Source organism: Amycolatopsis sp. NPDC034160, assembly GCF_055575355.1.
In genome coordinates this window covers 76,313-94,934 of the sequence record NZ_JBVISU010000014.1, presented here as the reverse complement: position 1 = coordinate 94,934, position 18,622 = coordinate 76,313, and the positions used below count along the sequence as shown (strand labels likewise).

18 protein-coding genes are annotated in these 18,622 nt (G+C 68.9%); 8 read left to right on the top strand and 10 right to left on the bottom strand.

Annotation, left to right across the window (positions count from 1 at the left end):
• Positions 1-207 precede the first annotated feature (207 nt).
• Entirely contained in the window at positions 208-1,173 is a 966-nt protein-coding gene (gene mtnA, locus ACZ54P_RS25890) for an S-methyl-5-thioribose-1-phosphate isomerase (RefSeq protein WP_465464149.1), read from the bottom strand.
• Positions 1,174-1,233: 60 nt separating this feature from the next.
• Here mtnA and ACZ54P_RS25885 point away from each other — a divergent pair, with 60 nt between their 5' ends.
• Positions 1,234-1,632, top strand: coding sequence for a RidA family protein (locus ACZ54P_RS25885; RefSeq protein WP_037346722.1), 399 nt, complete (start codon positions 1,234-1,236; stop codon positions 1,630-1,632).
• 61 nt (positions 1,633-1,693) lie between these two features.
• Here ACZ54P_RS25885 and ACZ54P_RS25880 read toward each other — a convergent pair whose 3' ends face one another.
• Positions 1,694-2,158 (bottom strand): YfbM family protein, encoded by a 465-nt coding sequence (locus tag ACZ54P_RS25880; RefSeq protein ID WP_465464148.1) that lies wholly within the window; start codon positions 2,156-2,158, stop codon positions 1,694-1,696.
• Between the two features lie 3 nt (positions 2,159-2,161).
• Positions 2,162-2,956: a PIG-L family deacetylase gene (locus tag ACZ54P_RS25875; RefSeq protein WP_465464147.1), complete on the bottom strand. Its 795-nt coding sequence runs from the start codon at positions 2,954-2,956 to the stop codon at positions 2,162-2,164.
• A 398-nt stretch (positions 2,957-3,354) separates the two neighbouring features.
• Here ACZ54P_RS25875 and ACZ54P_RS25870 point away from each other — a divergent pair, with 398 nt between their 5' ends.
• From ACZ54P_RS25870 to ACZ54P_RS25855, 4 genes are all read left to right on the top strand, one after another.
• Complete coding sequence (locus ACZ54P_RS25870; RefSeq protein ID WP_465464146.1) at positions 3,355-4,572, top strand: ROK family protein; 1,218 nt, start codon at positions 3,355-3,357, stop codon at positions 4,570-4,572.
• A gap of 276 nt (positions 4,573-4,848) precedes the next feature.
• The gene (locus ACZ54P_RS25865; RefSeq protein ID WP_465464145.1) at positions 4,849-5,034 is read left to right on the top strand and encodes a lasso RiPP family leader peptide-containing protein; all 186 of its coding nucleotides are present in this window, start codon (positions 4,849-4,851) and stop codon (positions 5,032-5,034) included.
• Between the two features lie 6 nt (positions 5,035-5,040).
• Positions 5,041-6,852, top strand: a complete 1,812-nt coding sequence (locus ACZ54P_RS25860; protein ID WP_465464144.1) for an albusnodin/ikarugamycin family macrolactam cyclase — start codon at positions 5,041-5,043, stop codon at positions 6,850-6,852.
• Complete coding sequence (locus tag ACZ54P_RS25855; protein ID WP_465464143.1) at positions 6,849-7,541, top strand: lasso peptide biosynthesis B2 protein; 693 nt, start codon at positions 6,849-6,851, stop codon at positions 7,539-7,541. The genes ACZ54P_RS25860 and ACZ54P_RS25855 overlap by 4 nt, the downstream gene beginning before the upstream one ends.
• Positions 7,542-7,593: 52 nt before the next feature.
• Here the strand turns inward: ACZ54P_RS25855 and ACZ54P_RS25850 are convergent, their stop codons facing one another.
• From ACZ54P_RS25850 to araD, 7 genes are all read right to left on the bottom strand, one after another.
• A complete protein-coding gene (locus ACZ54P_RS25850) occupies positions 7,594-7,734 on the bottom strand; it encodes a hypothetical protein (RefSeq protein ID WP_465464142.1) in 141 nt (46 codons plus the stop codon).
• Positions 7,735-8,248: 514 nt separating this feature from the next.
• Entirely contained in the window at positions 8,249-8,938 is a 690-nt protein-coding gene (locus tag ACZ54P_RS25845; RefSeq protein WP_465464141.1) for a dienelactone hydrolase family protein, read from the bottom strand.
• Positions 8,935-9,819 (bottom strand): arginase family protein, encoded by an 885-nt coding sequence (locus ACZ54P_RS25840; RefSeq protein WP_465464140.1) that lies wholly within the window; start codon positions 9,817-9,819, stop codon positions 8,935-8,937. Before ACZ54P_RS25840 ends, ACZ54P_RS25845 begins: the two co-directional genes overlap by 4 nt.
• 211 nt (positions 9,820-10,030) lie before the next feature.
• A complete protein-coding gene (locus ACZ54P_RS25835) occupies positions 10,031-11,242 on the bottom strand; it encodes a GGDEF domain-containing protein (RefSeq protein ID WP_465464139.1) in 1,212 nt (403 codons plus the stop codon).
• 139 nt (positions 11,243-11,381) lie between these two features.
• Positions 11,382-12,593, bottom strand: a complete 1,212-nt coding sequence (locus ACZ54P_RS25830) for an MFS transporter (RefSeq protein ID WP_465464138.1) — start codon at positions 12,591-12,593, stop codon at positions 11,382-11,384.
• Positions 12,594-12,729: 136 nt separating this feature from the next.
• Positions 12,730-14,532, bottom strand: coding sequence for a VanW family protein (locus ACZ54P_RS25825; protein WP_465464137.1), 1,803 nt, complete (start codon positions 14,530-14,532; stop codon positions 12,730-12,732).
• A gap of 149 nt (positions 14,533-14,681) precedes the next feature.
• Positions 14,682-16,400: an L-arabinonate dehydratase gene (gene araD, locus ACZ54P_RS25820; protein ID WP_465464136.1), complete on the bottom strand. Its 1,719-nt coding sequence runs from the start codon at positions 16,398-16,400 to the stop codon at positions 14,682-14,684.
• A gap of 35 nt (positions 16,401-16,435) precedes the next feature.
• Here araD and ACZ54P_RS25815 point away from each other — a divergent pair, with 35 nt between their 5' ends.
• The 3 genes from ACZ54P_RS25815 to ACZ54P_RS25805 are packed head-to-tail and all read left to right on the top strand — an operon-like array spanning position 16,436 to position 18,609.
• Positions 16,436-17,092 carry a GntR family transcriptional regulator gene (locus ACZ54P_RS25815; RefSeq protein ID WP_465464135.1) on the top strand — a complete coding sequence of 219 codons (657 nt, stop codon included), beginning with the start codon at positions 16,436-16,438 and terminating at the stop codon, positions 17,090-17,092.
• A gap of 2 nt (positions 17,093-17,094) precedes the next feature.
• Positions 17,095-17,598, top strand: a complete 504-nt coding sequence (locus tag ACZ54P_RS25810; protein WP_465464134.1) for a metallophosphoesterase family protein — start codon at positions 17,095-17,097, stop codon at positions 17,596-17,598.
• Between the two features lie 18 nt (positions 17,599-17,616).
• Entirely contained in the window at positions 17,617-18,609 is a 993-nt protein-coding gene (locus ACZ54P_RS25805; RefSeq protein ID WP_465464133.1) for a PHP domain-containing protein, read from the top strand.
• The last annotated feature ends 13 nt before the right edge of the window (positions 18,610-18,622 follow it).

The window sequence follows — 18,622 nt, the reverse complement described above, 5'->3', positions numbered from 1 at the left end:
CTTGGGGGGGGGGGGGGGGGTCGTTTGGGGCGAAACCACCCCCCCCCCCCCACGACCCACTGGACCCACACCCTCACGCAGGACAGGGCGGGGAGACCCCCACCGTTGCAGCATCTTCGCCGCCGACGGGACACTGGCCGACTCGGGCAGTGCGCCACCGGTCGTGGGCAGGACGACCATCGCGAACAGCCTGCGGACACCGCTCGGTCACGGGCGCAGCACACCCTGCTCGGTGACCACCGCGGTGACCAGTTCGAACGGTGTCACGTCGAAGGCCGGGTTGAACACCTCCGTGTCTTCGGGCGCGACCTTCGTGCCACCGAAGGTCAAGACCTCGCCGGGATCGCGTTCCTCGATCACGATCCCGGCGCCGTCGGGCATCGCGGTGTCCACAGTGGACGAAGGGGCGACGACCACGAACGGGACGCCGTGGTGTTTCGCCGCGATCGCCAGGCCGTAGGTGCCGATCTTGTTGGCGACGTCGCCGTTGGCGGCGATCCGGTCGGCGCCGACGAGTACGCAGTCGACCAGGCCGCGGCTCATCGCGGCGGCGGCCGCGCCGTCGGGCTGGATCCGGTACGGCACACCGGCTTCGGCCAGTTCCCAGGCGGTCAGGCGAGCACCCTGCAGCAACGGCCGGGTTTCGTCGACCAGAACGGATTCGACCAGGTTGCGAGCCTGCAGATGCCAGACGACGCCGAGCGCGCTGCCCCAGCCGACCGTCGCGAGACGGCCGGCGTTGCAGTGGCTGAGCAGCCGTAACGGCCGCCGCTCACAGTGTTCGAGTACCACCTCGGCCGCCAGCCGGGACGCCTCGTGGTTGATCCGCTCGTCCTCGTCGAGGATCGCCAGTGCTTCGGCGAGAACGGCTTCCGGCCCTTCGGGGAGCTTCGCGAGCGCGCGGGCGACGCCCCAGCTCAGGTTGACCGCGGTCGGCCGGGCCTGGGCGACGCGGTCCGCCTCGGCCTCGACGTCCCCTCTGGTGCGAGTCGCGAGCACGACCCCGAGCGCACCGGCCGCGCCGAGCGCCGGCGCGCCTCGAACAGCGAGCCGTTTGATGGCGTCGACGAGTTCACCGACCGTGCGCAATTCGAGCACACGGTACTCGGCGGGCAGCGCCGTCTGGTCGATGATGGTGACCGCGTCGCCGGTCCAGTCGATCGTCCTGCGCATGGCGAGGTCCCCCGGAAATCCAGTTGGCCGGCCGAGACCGGTTCGGTGAGGATGCGGTTCGTGACCATTGAACGCCACCATCCGCCCGGTCTGCATCCCACGCCCACCTACCACCACGTGACCATCGTCGAGGGGCGGCGGGACGTCCACCTCGCCGGCCAGTGCCCGCTCGCCGAAGACGGCAAGGTCGTCGAGGGCGACGTGCTTGCCCAGGTCGACCAGGTCGTCGCGAACACCGCCGCCGCGCTCGCCTTCGCCAAGGCGACCCCGGCCGACGTCGTGCGCACGGTGATCTACGTGGTGACGCCGGACGCCGACGTGCTTTCGGCCGTATGGGACCGGTTCGTCGAGTCGGAGATCGGCGAGGCCTTCACGACCGCGAGCACCCTGCTCGGCGTCGCGCAGCTCGGCTACCCAGGGCAGCTCGTCGAACTCGACGTCACCGCCGCGACGGCCTGACACCCCCGCCCGCCGCGATTCGGCACCCGCTTCGCGCGCGAGCAGGTGCCGAATCGCGTGCTCAGGTGATGACGGTGACCACCCGGTCACCGGCCTTCGCGGCACGCGCGAAGAAGGTCACGAGGTCGTCGTAGCCCGTCCGGACGTAGTCCAGCGCGTCGGGGTCGTCCCAGAACCGCGGGTAGATTTCGTTGGCGTCGAGTTCCGTGAGTGTGACGCCGCTGGAGAGTTGCTCGAACCCTGTTCGGGACAACTCCGCCGAGATCGTCTCGACTTCGGCCGCGGTGAAGTACCGCGGCGGCCCGTCGCTGTCGGCTTCCCCCAGCAGCGCCCCGCCCAGCACGAAGTCGACTTCGAATCCGGCCTTGTCGATCAGGTACCACAGCGCGTGCCAGGCCTTGTCGATGTCCGCCGCCCGTTCGGTGTCCCGGGCGTCGTCGGCGTACTCCCAGTACCGCTCGGGTTTCTCGCTCAGCTCACGGAGTTCCTCGGCCGTGACCCGGAGATAAGCGCCGTACATTCCCATCGGTCAGAGGCCGGCCATGAGATCGGTCTCGGTGATGCCCGGTCCCTGCCCTTCGCGGATGAACCACTCGACACCGAACGCCTGCGCGAAACCCTCGTCGGGCATCGCGAGGAAGAAGGAGTCCTCGCTGATCTGGCTGGCGTGCGCGCGCATCGCCGCCCGCTTGTACGGCAGGTACTCGGTGACGTCGACCCTCGCCGTCAGGATCGCTTCCGGCTTGCCGAACTCGGCACCGTCTTCGAAATCGGGAAGGTCCTCGGCCTTCATCTGCCCGGTCCGCACCGCCTCCTCCATGCCGCGGCGCATTTCGTCACTGTTGCTCGTGGCCTCGTAGACCCGCGGCGTCCCCGCCAGTTCGGCCGCGCGCTTGCCGACGCGGTGCACCTGGATGTGGTCCGGATGCCCGTAGCCGCCGTTGTCGTCGTAGATGGTCAGGACGTCGGCCTGCTCTTCGCGCAGGATCGCGGCCAGCCGCTGCGCGGCCTCCTCGACGTCGGCCTGCCAGAACGTGCCCGGCTCGTCGTTGCGCGGCTCGCCCATCATGCCGGAATCGGTGTACCCCAGGAACTCCACGCGCTTGGCCCCCAGTACCTCGGCCGAAGCGTGCGTCTCTTGGACGCGGCGCTGCCACAACTCCTCTCCGTCATCGAGGAAACCGTCCGGCACCTCGCCGACCTCTCCCCTCGTCGCGACGACGAGCACGACACGGTGGCCTTCCTCGAAGGCCTTGCGCATGACGCCGCCCGCGACGATGCACTCGTCGTCGGGGTGGGCGTGAAAACTCACCAATGTGGCCATGCTGGGGAAACTACCGCGAGGTACCGACATATTCCGTCGGCTCGGACCAGGACGGCCGGCCTGGACGGGGCGTGGCAGGGGGCACCGCTCACGCCTCGGGGGCGGCGCCCGGAGAACGAGTTCGACGCGGAATTGATCGACAATCGGTTACTTGAGGCAAATCCGGGGGTTGATTGAGCCATTCGGGTTGTGTTCAAAACGCGCAGACTTTCGCCTCCCTGCGACTAAAGTAGGAACTTTTCTTCTTGATCACTCAGCTCGCGAGACCGGGTGATCAAGCGGGTTTCACAAGGTGGCGTGAATCGTTAAGAGCCGTCTCCTTAAACTTGAAGCTGACTCTGTTAGCGTGCCTTGCTTCGGCTTGATTTTTGGGTCGCGCGACGGGGAAGAGGGGTTCGATGCTTGAGGCGCGAGAACTGCTCGGCCCGACGAGCGGAACGAAGGAGCAGAATCGCCGGAAGCTGATCATCGAGATAATGATCAAGGCGGATCAACAGTCCCGCCTGGCTCAGCGGCTGGGTATCTCCGGCGCCTCCGTCTCCACCGCCGTCGCCGATCTCGTGGAAGAGCGCATCGTCGAGGTCGAGCCGGGGCGCAAGGGGAGTGTCGTTCGCCTGCCCGAGACCAGGGGCGTCGCGCTGGGGATCGACCTGGGTTTCCGCCGGGTCGCGGTGATCGCTCGCCCGGTCGACCGGGCGTTCGACACGGTCGAGGCCCAGATCGAGATCGAGGGCGCCAACCGCGGGTTCTCCCGATTGCTCCCCCAGCTGGAAAGCATGATCCGCGCCGCGGTGCGGTCGACCGGGCAGGAACTGGACGACGTCGTCTCGGCGGGGCTGGCCGTGCCCAGGATGATCGACCCGCGCAACGGTCGCTTCACCACTCCGGTCCTGCCGCCGTGGACCGACACCGACGACCCGGCCGCCAGTTTGCGGGAACTGCTCGGCGTCCGGGTCGCGGTGGACAACGACGCCAACCTCGGCGCCATGGCCGAGCAGACCTACGGCCTGGAGAGACCCCTGGAAACGGTGGTGTACATCAAGGCGTCGACGGGGGTCGGCGCCGGGATCATGATCGGCGACAAACTGCTCCGCGGTGAACGGGGGATGGCGGGCGAGATCGGGCATCTGACCATCGACCGCGACGGCCAGGTGTGCCTGTGCGGCGGCCGTGGCTGCCTGGACACGTTGGTCGGTGCCGAAGCGCTGACCGGTCAGGTGCGCCGGGCCGGACGGCGGGACTACCGCCCGCCCGACAATCTGGGCCTGCTGATCGGGTTGGCGCAGCAGGGCGACGCGGCTTGCCGCCGGATCATCGGCGATGCCGGCCGGACGCTGGGCTTCGCGCTCGCCCAGCTGTGCAACCTGGTGAATCCCCGTCTCGTGGTGCTCGGCGGGGAACTGGCGGGCGCACAGGAGCTCGTCCTCGACCCCTGTCGCCAGGAACTGGAGCGCTACGCCCTCGGCGGTACGGTCACCGATCCCGATCGGTTCGAGCTGCGCATCAGTGGGCTGGACTCGCTCGCCGAGGCGCACGGCGCGCTCATCCTGGGGTTGCGTGCCCGGCAACAGGATCATCCCGGTGACGGGGCTCCCGGCGGTGTGGTTTCGAATTGAACGAAGTGCCGCGGGGTTCTCGTATCTTTCGTTAGAATATATACGGCGGGGTTGTCAATTAAGGCGGCTCACTCGGACGTGTGATTTTTGCGAGACAGCAAGTCGCCTTCTTCTCGGTGGCTCGATAGCACCGGCGTTTTCCGTAAGTCTTCCCGAGGGGGCGCCACAGTCGCACAATTGAGTCCCGTTACGATTCTGCCTTCCTCGGCGATTTCGTAACCGGGGATGCGTTTCCTCCTGGCGATCAGGAGATACCCGGACTCGAAGGTGCTGACCATGAACCTGCTTCCCGTGCCTAATCCGTCGCCCGCGGGCGGCCCCGCCGCCGCGGTCGCGGAGCCACCTGCCGGCGCGGTCGACTACGAGCCGCCGTTGCTGTTCGACCTCGGGCACGTGCGGGAGCTGACCCTGGGCAGTTCTTCCAGCGGGAGTGCCGACTCCAATTCGCAGTACTACTGGTGACCCCCTGTGACGACCGGCATACCGGGCCTGCTGGGGGCCTTCCCCGGCCCGGCGCCCACCGTAGGCGGCGCGGAACCGGTGTGGCCAGGGGAGACGTCGTGGACGGCTTTCGGTGCCTGGCGGCACCGCGAGCTGCGTACCGTGCGGTGCCCGGGCGGCATGCTGGCACTGGTCGGCCAGTGTTTCGAAACCGACTCGGTCGTCCGCGAGGACTTTCGGCGCGCACTCGAAGGTGACCGGCTCGCCGAGGTCACCAGGTGGCCGGGCAGCTACCTGGCGGTGGTGGTCCGGCCCGAAGACGTCACGGCGTTCGTCGATCTCGCCGGACAGTATCCGCTGTATTTCCACACGACCCCGGCGCGGACCGTGCTCGGCACCCGGGCGAGAGCCACCGCGCGCGCCGCGGGCCTCCCGTTGGAACCGGACGTCCTCACCATGGCCGCGGACATGTTCTGCCCCGGCGTACCCCTCCCGACCGAGGCCCGTTCCGTCTACCGCGGACTCGGCAGGCTCGCGGGCGGCCAGGCACTGCGCGTCCGCCGCGACGGCGGATGCCGGACGTGGACCTACGAAACCCTCGCGCCGGACCGGAACCGCTCGTCTCTCGACGCCGCGCAGGCGTTGCGCACCGCACTCGAGAACGCCGTCGACGCCCGTGCCGACCAGCCGTTGACCGCCGATTTCAGCGGCGGCCTCGATTCGACCTCACTGGCCTTCCTGGCCGCGCGCCGCCGGGACCAGGCGTTGCCGGTGTTCACCTATCACCATCCGGACGCCCCCGCCGACGATCTGCTCCACGCGAAGCGCTATCTGCGTTTCGACCGGCGGCTCGAGCCGACGGTCGTCACCGGCACCCCTGAATCGCTTTCCTACCAAGGACTCGAGACGGCGACCGCCACCGACCTGCCCGATCCCGGTGCGGTCACCCAAGTCCGGACACGGCTGCGGTTGCGGCACGTCGCGGCCGCGGGCGGCGGTGTGCATCTCGGTGGCGAGGGCGCGGACGCGCTGCTGGTGGCGGCGCCGGGCTATCTGGGGGATCTGGCGCGTCAGGGCGAGCTGCGGCGGCTGGGGCGGGAATGCCGGCAGCTGGCCAAGCAGCGCCGGGTCGCGTCCGCGCGGGTGATGGCGCGGTCCGCGGAACTTTCGGTGACCTCGCTCGGCCGGGCGCTCCGGCTGCTGGCCGGCCGGTTCGAGCATCCCGCCGACCGGCAGATCCAGTGGCTGGACGCGATCGCGTGGTGGCCTGACCTCGGCGCGGAGGCCACCTGGCTGACCGCGTCCATGCGGAAGCGGCTGGCCGAACTGGTGCGTGACGGCGCCGGCGAGCTCAGTCCGCCCGAGGAGGCGGGCATCGGCGATCGCGCGGCGGTCACGGAGGTCCGGCTCTCCGGGGCGGTCCAGCGCCAGCTCGACGAACGCGCGCGGCCGTTCGGGGTCTGGCCGCAGGCGCCGTTCCTGGACAACGACGTCATCCGGGCCTGCCTCACCATTCCCTCCTACCGGCGAGCCGATCCGATGATCCGCAAACCCTTGCTCGGCCGCGCACTCGCCGGCGTCGTCCCCGGTGAGGTGCTTTCCCGTACCACCAAGGGCGATTACACCGGGGAGGACTACCAAGGGGTCCGCCTGGCCTCGGCGGAACTCGATGCCAGGCTGTCCGGTACGAGACTGGCGGACCTCGGACTGATCGAACCGGGCAAGGTGAAGCAGAGCTTGTCGCGTGCGGCCGCCGGGCTGCACGCCCCCTTTCCCGCGCTCAACCGGTTGCTCGCCGCGGATCTGTGGCTGCGAGGGCTCGATGGAGGTGAGGCATGACGGGGACTTCGAAGGTGATCCATCTCGAAGGTGCCGGGCACGAAGGCGGCGTGCTGTTGAATCTGCGCACCGGTCGCTGGTACGCGCTCAATCCCACCGCCGCCCTGATGTGCCGGGAACTGCGTGCCGGTGGACTCGAAACGGCGGTCCGCGCGGTCGGCGAGCGCTATCCGACGGTGGCCGAAGACCGCGTTCGCCGCGACGCGGGGGAAATGATCAAGCGGCTGGCCGATCGCGATCTGGTCGTCTTCGAAGCGGCGATGAACACGGAGACGGGGGAGGCCCGCACGCCGATCATCGCCCGGTCGGACGACGGCCGCTATCGGCTGCGCGCGGTGGCGGCACTGGCCTTGGCCTTGGTGGTACTGAGCCTGCCGTTCCGCTGGACCCTGTCGATCACTTCCGCCCTGCGTTCCCGCGGCACCGCGGTGGCGAGCACGGAAGAAGCGGCGGCGATGGTGTACATGGTCGAGAAGGCCGCAGGGCTGTTCCCCGGCCGGGTCGCGTGCCTCGAGCAGTCGCTGGCCGCCGTGTTCACGGCCGCCTTGTCGCGGCGACGGCTGACCTGGGTGATGGGTGTCGCGGAAGACCCGTATCGATTCCACGCCTGGGTCGAAAGTGACGGCGTACCGGTGCTTTCGGCAAACGAGTCCGACTTCTCCCGATATCGCCGGGTGCTGAGCCGGTGAACACGAAAGGGCGATCACGGTGGCCCGTGATCGCCCTTTCTCGTTTCGCCGCTCAGCGGTGCAGCAGCGTGATCAGCTCGCTCCCTTTATACCCCGGCACCAGGAAGATCACCACGATGATGGTGATCCACCAGCGCGTCGGCAGAACGGGAAAATCGATACAACGAGCTTCCATCGCGAATCGGAACTTCATGCCTTCACCTCACCCGACTGTTCAACCGACCCCACTCCGCCTGCCGGCTCGAGTGGGGATTGATTCGAGTTTTACACGCTTCGCCGATTTGTGGCGGCGGGTCCGCGCGCAGTGATCAATGCGTTCGGTATGAGAGATTTTTCGGCTTGACTCCCGATTGCCGTCAAATGCCGATGGGCTCGGTTTCGAAAAAAAGAACAGTGCCGGAAAGGGGATCTCGGTGGTTCCGATTTGAAGAGAACGGCCGGATTCGGCGGCGATGAGCGTTCTTCGCCGGTTTCATACCTCGGCTCGACGGTCGAGGTTTCTCCGGGGCGGGGCGTTCGGGGGCCCGATGCCACCTCTTGAGGATGTGCCCCCCGCCGAGGGCTGACGTGGGGAAGATTTGAACGTCCGTCGCGTCGCGTGGAGGCCGCGATGGTAATCCCGAAATCCGCACCCCGGTCATCATGGGTCCGAGCCCTCGCGGCCGGGGAGCGAGACGTCAGGGATATATCACCCGATCGGGGGAGGCTTACGCAGGGTAGGTCCGCTGCAGGAACTCCAGCGTCAGCGCCCAAGCCGCCGCGGCGGGCTCGGGCTGGTGGAACATCGGCGCCACATGGTTGTGGAACGCGTGCCCGGCACCCTCGTGGATGTGGATCTCCGCGCCGTCGTGCGAAGCCACCGCGTCGGCCAGCTTCCGGACACCCTCGACGGGGATGTAGGGATCCGCGCCGCCGAACTGGAACTGGATCGGGCAGGTGATCTCGTCCAGAAGCGCGAGCTGCTCGGGAATCCGGGACCCGTAGTACGACACGGCGACGTCCGGGTCGCCCTCGGCGGCGGCCGCGTAGGCCATCGAACCGCCGAGGCAGAAGCCGAAGACGCCCGCGCGGCCGCCGGTTTCGGGCAGTGACCGCAGCATCGCCAGCGTCGCGAGCACGTCGGTCACCGCGCGCGCCGGGTCGAGCTTGCCGGAGACCTCCATCGAGGCGGAAACACCGGCTTCGTCGTGGGTGGCCGACCAGCCGGGGGCGATCCGCCAGAACAGTTCGGGCACGGTGACGACGTAGCCGAGCGCGGCCAGATCGGCGGCGACGGACTTCAAGTAGTCGTCGAGCCCGAAGATCTCCTGGATCAGGACCAGTCCGGGGCCGGAGCCCGATTCGGGCAGCCAGAGCGGGGCGTCGAACGAGCCGTCGGCGACGGTCACTTCGGTCATCGGGTTCCTTCCAAAGCGCGGACGAGCGAGTCGGCCACCAGTGCGGCCTGCGTGCCGTCGGGGTCGAGGTCGGGATCGAAGATGGTCAGCTCCAGCCCGGCGGCGCCAGGGATCGCGAGGAGACCGCGAAGAAGCTCGACGAGCTTGTCGGGGCTGAGCCCGCCGGGATCGGGACTGTCCACAGCGGACACATACTCCGGGTCGTGGGTGTCGATGTCGATGTGGATCCAGAAACCGTCCAGCGGTGCGAAAATCTCGCGTGCGGCCGCGAGCGCGCCGTCGGTTCCGCGAGCCATGATCTCTTGGCTGGTGATCGTGCGAAGCCCGGCCTCGCGGGCTTCGGTGGACTCCTCTTCGCGCACGCCGACCACGAGGACGTCCTCGTCGCGGACATAGGGCGCCAAACCGTCCACATCGGCCAGTTCCGGAGCGCCGCGGCCGGTCACGACGGCGAGCGCTTCACCGCCGACGGACGAGACCTGCCCGGAGTTGCCGAGGTGGCGGAAGTCGTCGTGCCCGTCGAAGTAGACGATGCCGAAGCGACCTTCGCGGCGCAAAGTGAGCATGGCGGCGAGCGCGATCGAACAATCGCCGCCGAGTACCACCGGGAAGCCGCCGTCCGCGCGGATCTTCGCGAGGCGACCGGCGAGGGCGGCCGTGTAGTCCGCGATCCCGGCGGCGTTCCGGACGCCGCTGTCCGGCGACCAGTCGGGCAGATAACGCGGCGGGGTGACCACGCCACCGTCGGTTGCGTCCAAACGGGTGAGCAAACCATGGTCACGCAAGGCGCCCGGTGCCTTGTAGCAGCCCGGGACCACTCCTTCGGCCGGTGGACGCAGTCCGAGATTGGACGGCGCGTCGAGCAGCACGAAATTCCCCATGCCCACACCGTAGTAGTGACGCCTGGTGCCGTGCCGTCCGTCCCTTCGGGGCGTCAGGCTCGACCGGAGGAGGCGCCCTTGACCGCGCTGTCCGCCTGCGCCCTCGAGAAGTCCTTCCCCGGCCTGCCCTGATATGCGTTTAGTCCTCTAAATGCGGTCCTTGCCCGCGCAACTACCGCATTTAGAGGACTAAACGCGGGCGGGGAGGGGGTCAGCCGGTCACCTGGTAACCGGACGTCCGGTTCCGTCCGGTGTTCTTCGCCTCGTAAAGCGCCCGGTCCGCGACGGCGATCAGGGCGTCGAGGTCGGTCACGCCCGGCCGGTCGGCGAGGCCGATCGACACGGTGACGTGCTCCGGCAGGTCGCCCCGGTTCGCGATGCTCGACCGGATCCGCTCCGCGATCGCGTGCGCGTGCACGGCGGCCGTGCCGGGCAGCAGGACGACGAACTCCTCTCCGCCGAACCGCCCCACCAGATCCGTGGCGCGCACCTCGGCGCGCAGCGTTTCCGCGATGGCGGCGAGATACCGGTCGCCGACCAGATGCCCGTGCCGGTCGTTGATCAATTTGAACCGGTCGACGTCGAGCATCAGCAGGCTGGTGTGCCGTCCCGCGCGCCGCGCGCGGTCGAGTTCGTCGGCGGCGGCGTCGCGCCATGCCTTGGCGTTGAGCAGTCCGGTCTTGGCGTCACTGCGTGCCTGTCGTTTCAGTTGCCGCAGCAGCACGCCGCGATGCAGCACCAGCGTGATCCCGATGATCAGCAGCAGGACCACCGGCCAGTCCCGCAGTGCCCACGCCACGACGACGCCGAGCGCGATCGTCGCCGCTTCGAGCGCGTACTCGAACGGTTTCGCCACCGCGTCACGCAGCCTGTCGTGCGGGGTGCCGTAGTACACCGCGATGGTCATCAGCACGGTGTTCACCAGCAGGAACACCCCGCCGGCCGCGACCACCACCCCGAACGACCGGACGTCGCGGGGGAGGACGTCGAACGGCACGGCGTACCGGGTGAGGAAGGCGGAGGCCGCGAAGCCCGAAAGCACGGTCGCCGACATGGAGAACGTGCGCCGGAACAGCGGGTTGGGTTGACCGCGGAACCAGCGGTAGAAGAACGACACGGCGATGACCAGCGCGGCGAGCCCGGGATGCAGCAGCAGTACGGCGGCGAAGGTCCAGACGCTGTCGAGTGAGATGTGCGGCGTGCCCGCGAACCGTTCCCGGACCCGTTCCACCGGCCGCGACAACTCCGTGTACAGCACGACGCTGGCGAGCAGGACCGCGAAGGGGACCGCGTCGCCGGGGGTGACCGGTGCGCGGAGAAAAGTCCAGACCGATCCGGTGATCGCCGCGACGTCCACCAGGAGGACGAAGCCGATCAAGCCGCGGTCGGGTAGCCGCCACAGCGCCCAATTCGTTAGCGCCACGGAGACGAACGTAATCGGTTGGATACTAGGTGTCACTACGCTGTATGGGTAGGCGTGGGTGCACCACGCGTGACCGGATCGGGGAAACGGAGGGGGTGAGCTCCATGCGCGGGCAGAACTGGTGATTACCCGGTTCCGGTCAAAGGGGGTGAAGAGGGGCCACGTGGCGCCAAGCCCGGGTGGCCGGAACAGCCACTACGAGACCGGCGAGTGCGATGACCGAGACCGTCGTCGCGGGTGAACCGAGTACGCCGACGAGCAGGCCGCCGGCGATCAGCCCGATTCCCTGCACGGCGATGAGTCCCGACCCGGCGAGGCCGAAGGCCTGGCCTCGTTCGGTGTCGGGGACCAACCGCATGAACGTGGTACTGGCGGTGACCTGGTAGGCCGCGCACATCCCGGACAGCACGAGCAGTCCGGCGGCGTAGGGGAGCGAGGGCCGGAACCAGAACGCCGCCAGTGGCACGATCGCCCCGAGTGCCAGCGTCCCGACCAGCCGCAGGCGTCGTTCGGGCCGCACCAGACGGCCGAGGACGAACACGCCGAGCACGATCCCGGCTGGATGCGCCGCGAGCAGCAGCCCCGCCGTCACCGCCCCGCCGCCGATCTCCGCGGCGTAGGGCACGGCCAGGCCTTCCGGCACGATCACGAATCCCGCCAGCCACGCCAGGCCGACCAGCGCGCGCAACCGCCGGTCACGCCAGATCGTGCGGGCACCGGCGGACAGTCGTCGCACCGTCGACGTCGCCGGTCCACCGGCTCCCGAAGCGGCTCGGGCGCGGACACCGAGCCGCAGCACGATGGCCGAGACGCCGAACGTCACCGCGTCGATGGCGAGCCCCCGGCTGGTCCCGACCGCGGCGATCACCGCGCCGCCCAGGGCGAATCCGGCGAGCTGGCCGATCTGGTTGGTCATCTTCAGCAGCGACTGGCCGAGGACGTACTGGTCGCCGCTCAGCACCGACGGCAGGACGGCGGCCTGCGCGGCGGTGAACGGCGCGTTGGCCAGCTGCACCACCACGAGTACGGCGGCGAGCGCGGGCAACGGGATCCCGGGGATCGCGAGTACGGCGACCAGGATCGCCCGAACGACGTCGGAGCAGACCATCACCGCGCGCCGGGGGAACCGGTCGGCCAGCCCGCCGAGCAGTGGTCCGCCGATCAAGTCGGGCAGATAGGTGAGCGCGTAGGTCAGCGCGGGCCAGGTCGCCGACTGGGTCCGCTGGAACACCAATACCGACAGGGCGACCCTGGCCACCTGGTCGCCGAGGATCGACTGGAGTTCCGCGAACCAGATCGCCCGCAGTTCGCCGACCGCGAGGATCTGCCGGAAGGTCGCCTGGGAAGTCACGAGCCGGCCACCCCCGTCCCGTCGGGTGCGCGACTCAGGGTACCGCCCCGGACGCGTTCGGTGAAGCCTCGGAAAGCGCGTGAAGGCCCCCATCCCCCCGCTCAGCCGGGGGATGGGGGCCTTCACGCGCTAGGGACTACTCCGTGCCGCAGGTGATCTTCGGCTGCGGGTTGTAGTGCACGCTCCGGGTGTGGCGCCGGATCTCGCGGCCGGTCGCGGCGTCCTTGATGACCCGGGTGTCCGAGGTGGTGAAGCCGGGTGCGCCGTTGCTGGGCTTGCAGTTCTCGGCGGGGCCGGGTTTCGTCGGCGGGTCGGACGGGTTGGTGCGGCCGCCCGGGATCGACTCGACGGTGTACTTCTTCGTGCCCCACATGCGGATGGTGATGTCCGAGGGTGACCAGATGGCCTGGATCGCGACCCCGGTGTCACCGTCGTTGGTGAACTTGAGGTCGATCACGCTGCCGCCGTTGTGGTTCTGGAACACCGTCGCCTCGCGCGCGGCGGGATAGCGGCTGATGTAGTAGCTGTGTTCCTTGTGCTCGGTGTCCTTCATCCCGGCGAAGTACGAGGCGTTGTACAGCGTGGTCGCGAACTGGGAGATCCCGCCGCCGACCTCGCGGCCGGGCGCGCCGTCCTTGATGACGCCGGCCTCGACGTAGCCCTGCGCCGCGCCGCGCGGCCCGGTGTACCCGTTGAGGCTGAACGTCTCGCCCGGCTTCACGATGGCGCCGTTGACCTTCTGCGCCACCACCCGGATGTTCGTCCCCGAGTCCGGCGCGAAGCCGCCGGTCTTGAACTCGCTGACGACCTCCTTGATGCCGAGCTGGTTCGCCTGCTCGGTGGTCACCTTGGCCGGGGTCTTCTTGTAGGTCACCGGCAGCTCACGGGGCGCCGCGCGCTTGAGGACGTCGAGCACCGGCTTGAGGCTCGGCTCCCAATCGACGACGTTGGCGTCTTCGGACGGCTCGACGGTCGGCTTGCCGCCTTCGAAGACGATCTGCGCGTCCTTGCCCTCCTTTTCGGTGGACTTCAGCTGCGGACCCGCGGCCTCGATGATCTTGTTGTTGTCCACCTTGGGGTTCAGCACGCCGCCGTCGGCGGGCTCGAAAGTCAGCGCGCCCGCGATGGCCTCCGGCTTGAGGATCGCGTCCTTGCCCTCGCCCTTGATCACCATCGGCGCCGCCACGGCGGGTTTCGCGACCTGTTCGAGGGCGGCGTGGACGGCCTCCGGCGACACCTTGACCGGGGTCTGGGTGACCGGGAGCGTGAGCGGCTCGCCGGTGGCCCAGCGGTCGAGGATCGTCTGCTTGGCGGCCACGACGTCGAGCTTCTGCCCGGTCTTCGGCTCGACGGAGACCGGCTTGGCGTCCTCGAACTTGACGGTGCCCTCGACGGGCTCGCGGTCGACCTTGTCACGCAGGTTCTCCAGCGCGCCGGTGAGCTTGGCGTCGTCGGTGTGCGTGACGACGCCGACCTCGGTGCTCGAGAAGAACGACGCGATCCGCGCGAACGGGTTCAGCGGCTGATCGCCGGCCTGGTCGAGGGTGGCGGGCCAGTCGAGGCGCAGCCCCGCGTTGTTCGGCGCCAGCGACTCCTCGGCGTCGCCCGCGACGACCTTCACCGGCCGGGTCAGCCGCGGCTCGATGCCGCCCCTGAGCTCCTTCTCGGCCGCGGTGCGGTCCATTCCGCCGACGTCGACCCCGGCGACGGTGACGCCGCGGGGAACGCTGCCCTGCGAGACCAAGACGTCGAGGGCGTACGCGACGACCAGCAGGCCGAACACGCCCCCACCGATGAAGGCGGCTTTGCGATAGCCGCGACGGCGTTTCGGTGGCGCGGTCTCCTGCGGCGTGGCAGACTCCCCGAACCCGGGCGTGACGACCGGGAGAATGTCCGTCTGCTCGGCATGCGACTCGGGCCAGCGCGGTTCCTGCGGCAACTCTCCACCCTCCACGGCCGGCGAGGTCGCCGGACGGCACGTCGAACGTCCGGGGCTTCCACGCGTTCCGGACGTGCGTTCAAGATACGGGGCGCCGTTTGTCGGCTTGCAACTCGCCCGGTTGGGTGAGCAGCCACTCTTCCGGGTGATCACTGGGCGTCAGGTTCGGGGTTCTCACCCACCCGTGCGAGGAAATCGAAGTCGCAGCCTTCGTCGGCTTGCGTGATGTGTTCGGTGTACAACGCGCCGTAACCCCGCTCGAAGCGCGGTGCCGGCGGTGTCCACCGTGCCCGGCGACGCTCGAGTTCCTCGTCGTCGACATCGAGGCTGAGCCGCCGGGACGGAACGTCCAAAGTGATCTGATCGCCGTCCCGGACCAGGGCGAGCGGCCCGCCGGCGTGGGACTCCGGCGCGACGTGCAGGACACAGGCGCCGTAACTGGTCCCGCTCATCCGGGCGTCGGAAACGCGGACCATGTCCCGCACTCCCTTGGCCAGCAGGTGATCGGGCAGCGGGAGCATCCCGTACTCGGGCATGCCGGGACCGCCGAGCGGACCGGATCCGCGCAGCACCAGCACGGATTCCTCGGTGATGCCGAGCGCGGGATCGTTGATGCGCTTCTTCAGGTCCTGGTAGTCCTCGAACACCACCGCGGGTCCACTGTGGACGAGCAGATGGGGTTCCGCGGCGATGTGCTTGATCACCGCTCCCGATGGAGCCAGGTTGCCGCGCAACACCGCGACGCCGCCCTCGGCGGCGACAGGGTTGTCGCGAGGGCGGATGACGTCGTCGTTGTGCACGCGCGCCGTTTCCAGTGTCTCGCCGAGGGTTCGTCCGGTGACGGTGACGCGCTCGGTGTGCAGCAGGTCGGTCAGCCGGGAGAGCAGCCCGGGCAGTCCGCCCGCGTAGTAGAAGTCCTCCATCAGCCAGTCGCCGCCGGGCCGGATGTTCGCCAGTACGGGAACCCGGCGCGCGATCGCGTCGAAATCGTCGATGGACAACGGGATCCGCCCGCGACCCGCCATCGCGATCAGGTGGATGACGGCGTTGGTGGACCCGCCGAGTGCCAGCACGGTGGTGATCGCGTCGGCGTAGGCGCGCTTGTCGAGGATCTTCGTGATGGTGAGGTCCTCCCACACCATGTCCACGACGCGCGCGCCGCTCGCCGCGGCCATCCGGTGGTGCGCCGAATCGACCGCCGGGATCGACGCCGCGCCGGGCAGGCTCAGGCCGAGCACCTCGGCGACCGACATCATCGTCGAGGCGGTGCCCATCGTCATGCAGGTGCCGGGGGAGCGGGCGAGCCCACGCTCCAATTCGGACAGTTCCTCATCGCCGATCAGCCCGGCCCGCTTGTCGGCCCAGTACTTCCACATGTCGGTGCCGCTGCCGAGGACCTCGTTGCGCCAGTGCCCGCGCAACATCGGCCCGGCGGGCACGAAGATGGCGGGAAGGCCCGCGCTCGCCGCGCCCATCAGCAACGCCGGTGTGGTCTTGTCGCAGCCGCCCATGAGGACGGCGCCGTCGATCGGATAGGACCGCAGGATCTCTTCGGTCTCCATCGACAGCAGGTTGCGGTACAGCATCGGCGTCGGTTTCTGAAAGGTTTCCGACAGGGTGGCGACCGGGAACTCCAGCGGGAAGCCGCCCGCTTGCCACACCCCGCGCTTGACCTGTTCGGCGCGCTCGCGCAGGTGCATGTGGCAGGGGTTGATGTCGCTCCAGGTGTTGAGGATCGCGATGACGGGCTTCCCGAGGTGCTCCTCCGGGTTGTAGCCGAGTTGCCTGCTCCGGGCCCGATGGCTGAAACCGCGTAGTTCGTCGCCGCCGAACCAGCGGTGGCTGCGGAGGTCCTCAGGGTCTCTCATGAACCTGAGTATGACATCTCATATATGATTGCTCCATGTCATCGACCTTCAGTCTGCCCGCCTCGCGTACCGAAGTGGTGCTCGAGGAAATCCGCCGCGGCATCCTCACCCGTGAGCTGAAGCCCGGTCAGCCGCTGGTCGAAGCCGAACTCGCGGCCCGGCTCGGGGTGTCGAAGACGCCGGTCCGCGAGGCGCTCAAGGTGCTGTCGAACTCCGGTCTGGTCACCTTCAGCCCGTACAAGGGCGCGTCGGTGTGTGTGGTGGACGCGGAACTGGCGAAGTCGGTCTACGACGTCCGCATGGTGCTGGAGCCCGAGGCCGTGCGCCGATCGGTGGACCGCCGTTCGCCGGAGCTGCTCGAAGACGCCGCCGAGGCGTTGAAGGAGGCGTCGGCGGCGATCTCGGACGAGGACCAGGCCGCGCTCAGCCTGCTCAACCGCCGGTTCCACCGCGCGCTCTACAGCGGCTGCGGCAACCCGCTGATGGTCTCGATGCTGGACGACCTCAGGGACCGGGCCGCGCTGATCAGCGTGGTCGGGTGGGAGGGCAATCCCAGCTGGCGCAAGGAATGGAGCGAGCACAAGGCGGTGCTGGCGGCGGCGAAGAAGGGTGACGCCGAGGGGGCGGCCGAGCTGCTGCGCGCCCACATCGGTGATTTCCTGGGCCGTGTTCTCGAGTCCATTAGGGAGTAGCCGTGCGCCTGTTGCTGATCGCCGACACCCATCTGCCGCCGCGTGCGAAGGCGTTGCCGGATCAGGTCTGGCGCGAGGTCGAAGCGGCCGACGTCGTCGTCCACGCCGGTGACTGGGTCGAGGTCGCGCTGCTCGACGAACTCGAAGCTCGCAGCAAGCGGCTGATCGGCGTTTACGGGAACAACGACGGCGCGGAGCTGAGGGAGCGGCTTCCCGAGGTCGCCAGAGCCGAACTCGACGGTGTCCGGCTGGCCGTCATCCACGAGACCGGCGGCAAACAGGGACGCGAGCGACGCTGCGACGAGCTCTTCCCGGACACGGACGTCCTCGTGTTCGGGCACAGCCACATCCCGTGGGACACGGTCACGCCGAAGGGGCTGCGGCTGCTGAATCCCGGTTCGCCGACGGACCGGCGCCGCCAGCCGTTCTGCACCTACCAGACCGCCGAGATCCGCGACGGCGAGTTGCGCGATGTCGCGCTGCATGAGCTGCCCCTACGCCGCTGACGGGGTAGACAGGTAGTCATGGAACCGGCGCAGGCGTTGAGGGAGATCGCGTTCCGGCTGGAGCGCGCGGGCGAACCCACCTACCGGGTGCGGGCCTTCCGGCAGGCGGCCACGGTGATCGCCAAGGTCAAACCGGATGACCTGCGCAAACGCGCCGCGGCGGGCACGCTGACCGCGTTGCCGAACATCGGCAAGGCGACCGCGGCCGTCGTCGAAGACGTCCTCGCCGGCCGCCGTCCCGCGTACTTCGAGAAGATCGGCGAGCCGAAGCTGCCCGACGGCGGGCCGATGCGGGCCGCGCTGCGCGGCGACTGCCACACCCATTCGGATTGGTCCGACGGCGGGAGCCCGATCGAGGAGATGGCCGAGGCCGCCCGCGCGCTCGGTCACGAATGGATGGTGCTGACCGATCACTCGCCGCGGCTGACCGTCGCCAACGGTCTCTCGCCTGAACGGCTGCGGCGGCAGATGGACGTCGTCGCGGAACTGAACGAGACGATGGCGCCGTTCCGGATTCTGCACGGCATCGAGGTCGACATCCACCTCGACGGCACGCTGGACCAGGAGGAAGAGCTGCTGGCGCGGCTGGACTTCGTCGTCGCCAGTGTGCATTCGAAGCTGCGGATGCCCGCCAAGGAGATGACTTCGAGGATGATCGCCGCCGTGCGGCATCCGCACGTCCGGGTGCTGGGGCACTGCACCGGACGGCTGGTGATGGGCGGCCGGGGCAAGCGGCCCGAGTCGGAGTTCGACGCGGAAGCGGTGTTCACCGCCTGCCGGGACAACGGCGTCGCCGTCGAGATCAACTCCCGCCCCGAACGCCGGGACCCGCCGACCCGGTTGCTGAACCTGGCCGTGGACCTGGGCTGCGACTTCGCGATCGACAGCGACGCGCACGCGCCGGGCCAGCTGGACTGGCTGGTCTACGGCTGCGCACGGGCCAACGAGCTGGGGATCGAGCCGGACCGGGTGATCAACACGCGGACAGCTGAGGACCTACTCGCCTCGTGAGTGGTAATGACGG

Coding starts and splice junctions, on each gene's coding strand:
- mtnA (WP_465464149.1), bottom strand. CDS start 1,173: ATGCGCAGGACGATCGACTGGACCGGCGACGCGGTCACCATCATCGAC.
- ACZ54P_RS25880 (WP_465464148.1), bottom strand. CDS start 2,158: ATGGGAATGTACGGCGCTTATCTCCGGGTCACGGCCGAGGAACTCCGT.
- ACZ54P_RS25875 (WP_465464147.1), bottom strand. CDS start 2,956: ATGGCCACATTGGTGAGTTTTCACGCCCACCCCGACGACGAGTGCATC.
- ACZ54P_RS25870 (WP_465464146.1), top strand. CDS start 3,355: ATGCTTGAGGCGCGAGAACTGCTCGGCCCGACGAGCGGAACGAAGGAG.
- ACZ54P_RS25865 (WP_465464145.1), top strand. CDS start 4,849: ATGAACCTGCTTCCCGTGCCTAATCCGTCGCCCGCGGGCGGCCCCGCC.
- ACZ54P_RS25855 (WP_465464143.1), top strand. CDS start 6,849: ATGACGGGGACTTCGAAGGTGATCCATCTCGAAGGTGCCGGGCACGAA.
- ACZ54P_RS25850 (WP_465464142.1), bottom strand. CDS start 7,734: ATGAAGTTCCGATTCGCGATGGAAGCTCGTTGTATCGATTTTCCCGTT.
- ACZ54P_RS25845 (WP_465464141.1), bottom strand. CDS start 8,938: ATGACCGAAGTGACCGTCGCCGACGGCTCGTTCGACGCCCCGCTCTGG.
- ACZ54P_RS25840 (WP_465464140.1), bottom strand. CDS start 9,819: ATGGGGAATTTCGTGCTGCTCGACGCGCCGTCCAATCTCGGACTGCGT.
- araD (WP_465464136.1), bottom strand. CDS start 16,400: ATGAGAGACCCTGAGGACCTCCGCAGCCACCGCTGGTTCGGCGGCGAC.
- ACZ54P_RS25815 (WP_465464135.1), top strand. CDS start 16,436: ATGTCATCGACCTTCAGTCTGCCCGCCTCGCGTACCGAAGTGGTGCTC.
- ACZ54P_RS25805 (WP_465464133.1), top strand. CDS start 17,617: ATGGAACCGGCGCAGGCGTTGAGGGAGATCGCGTTCCGGCTGGAGCGC.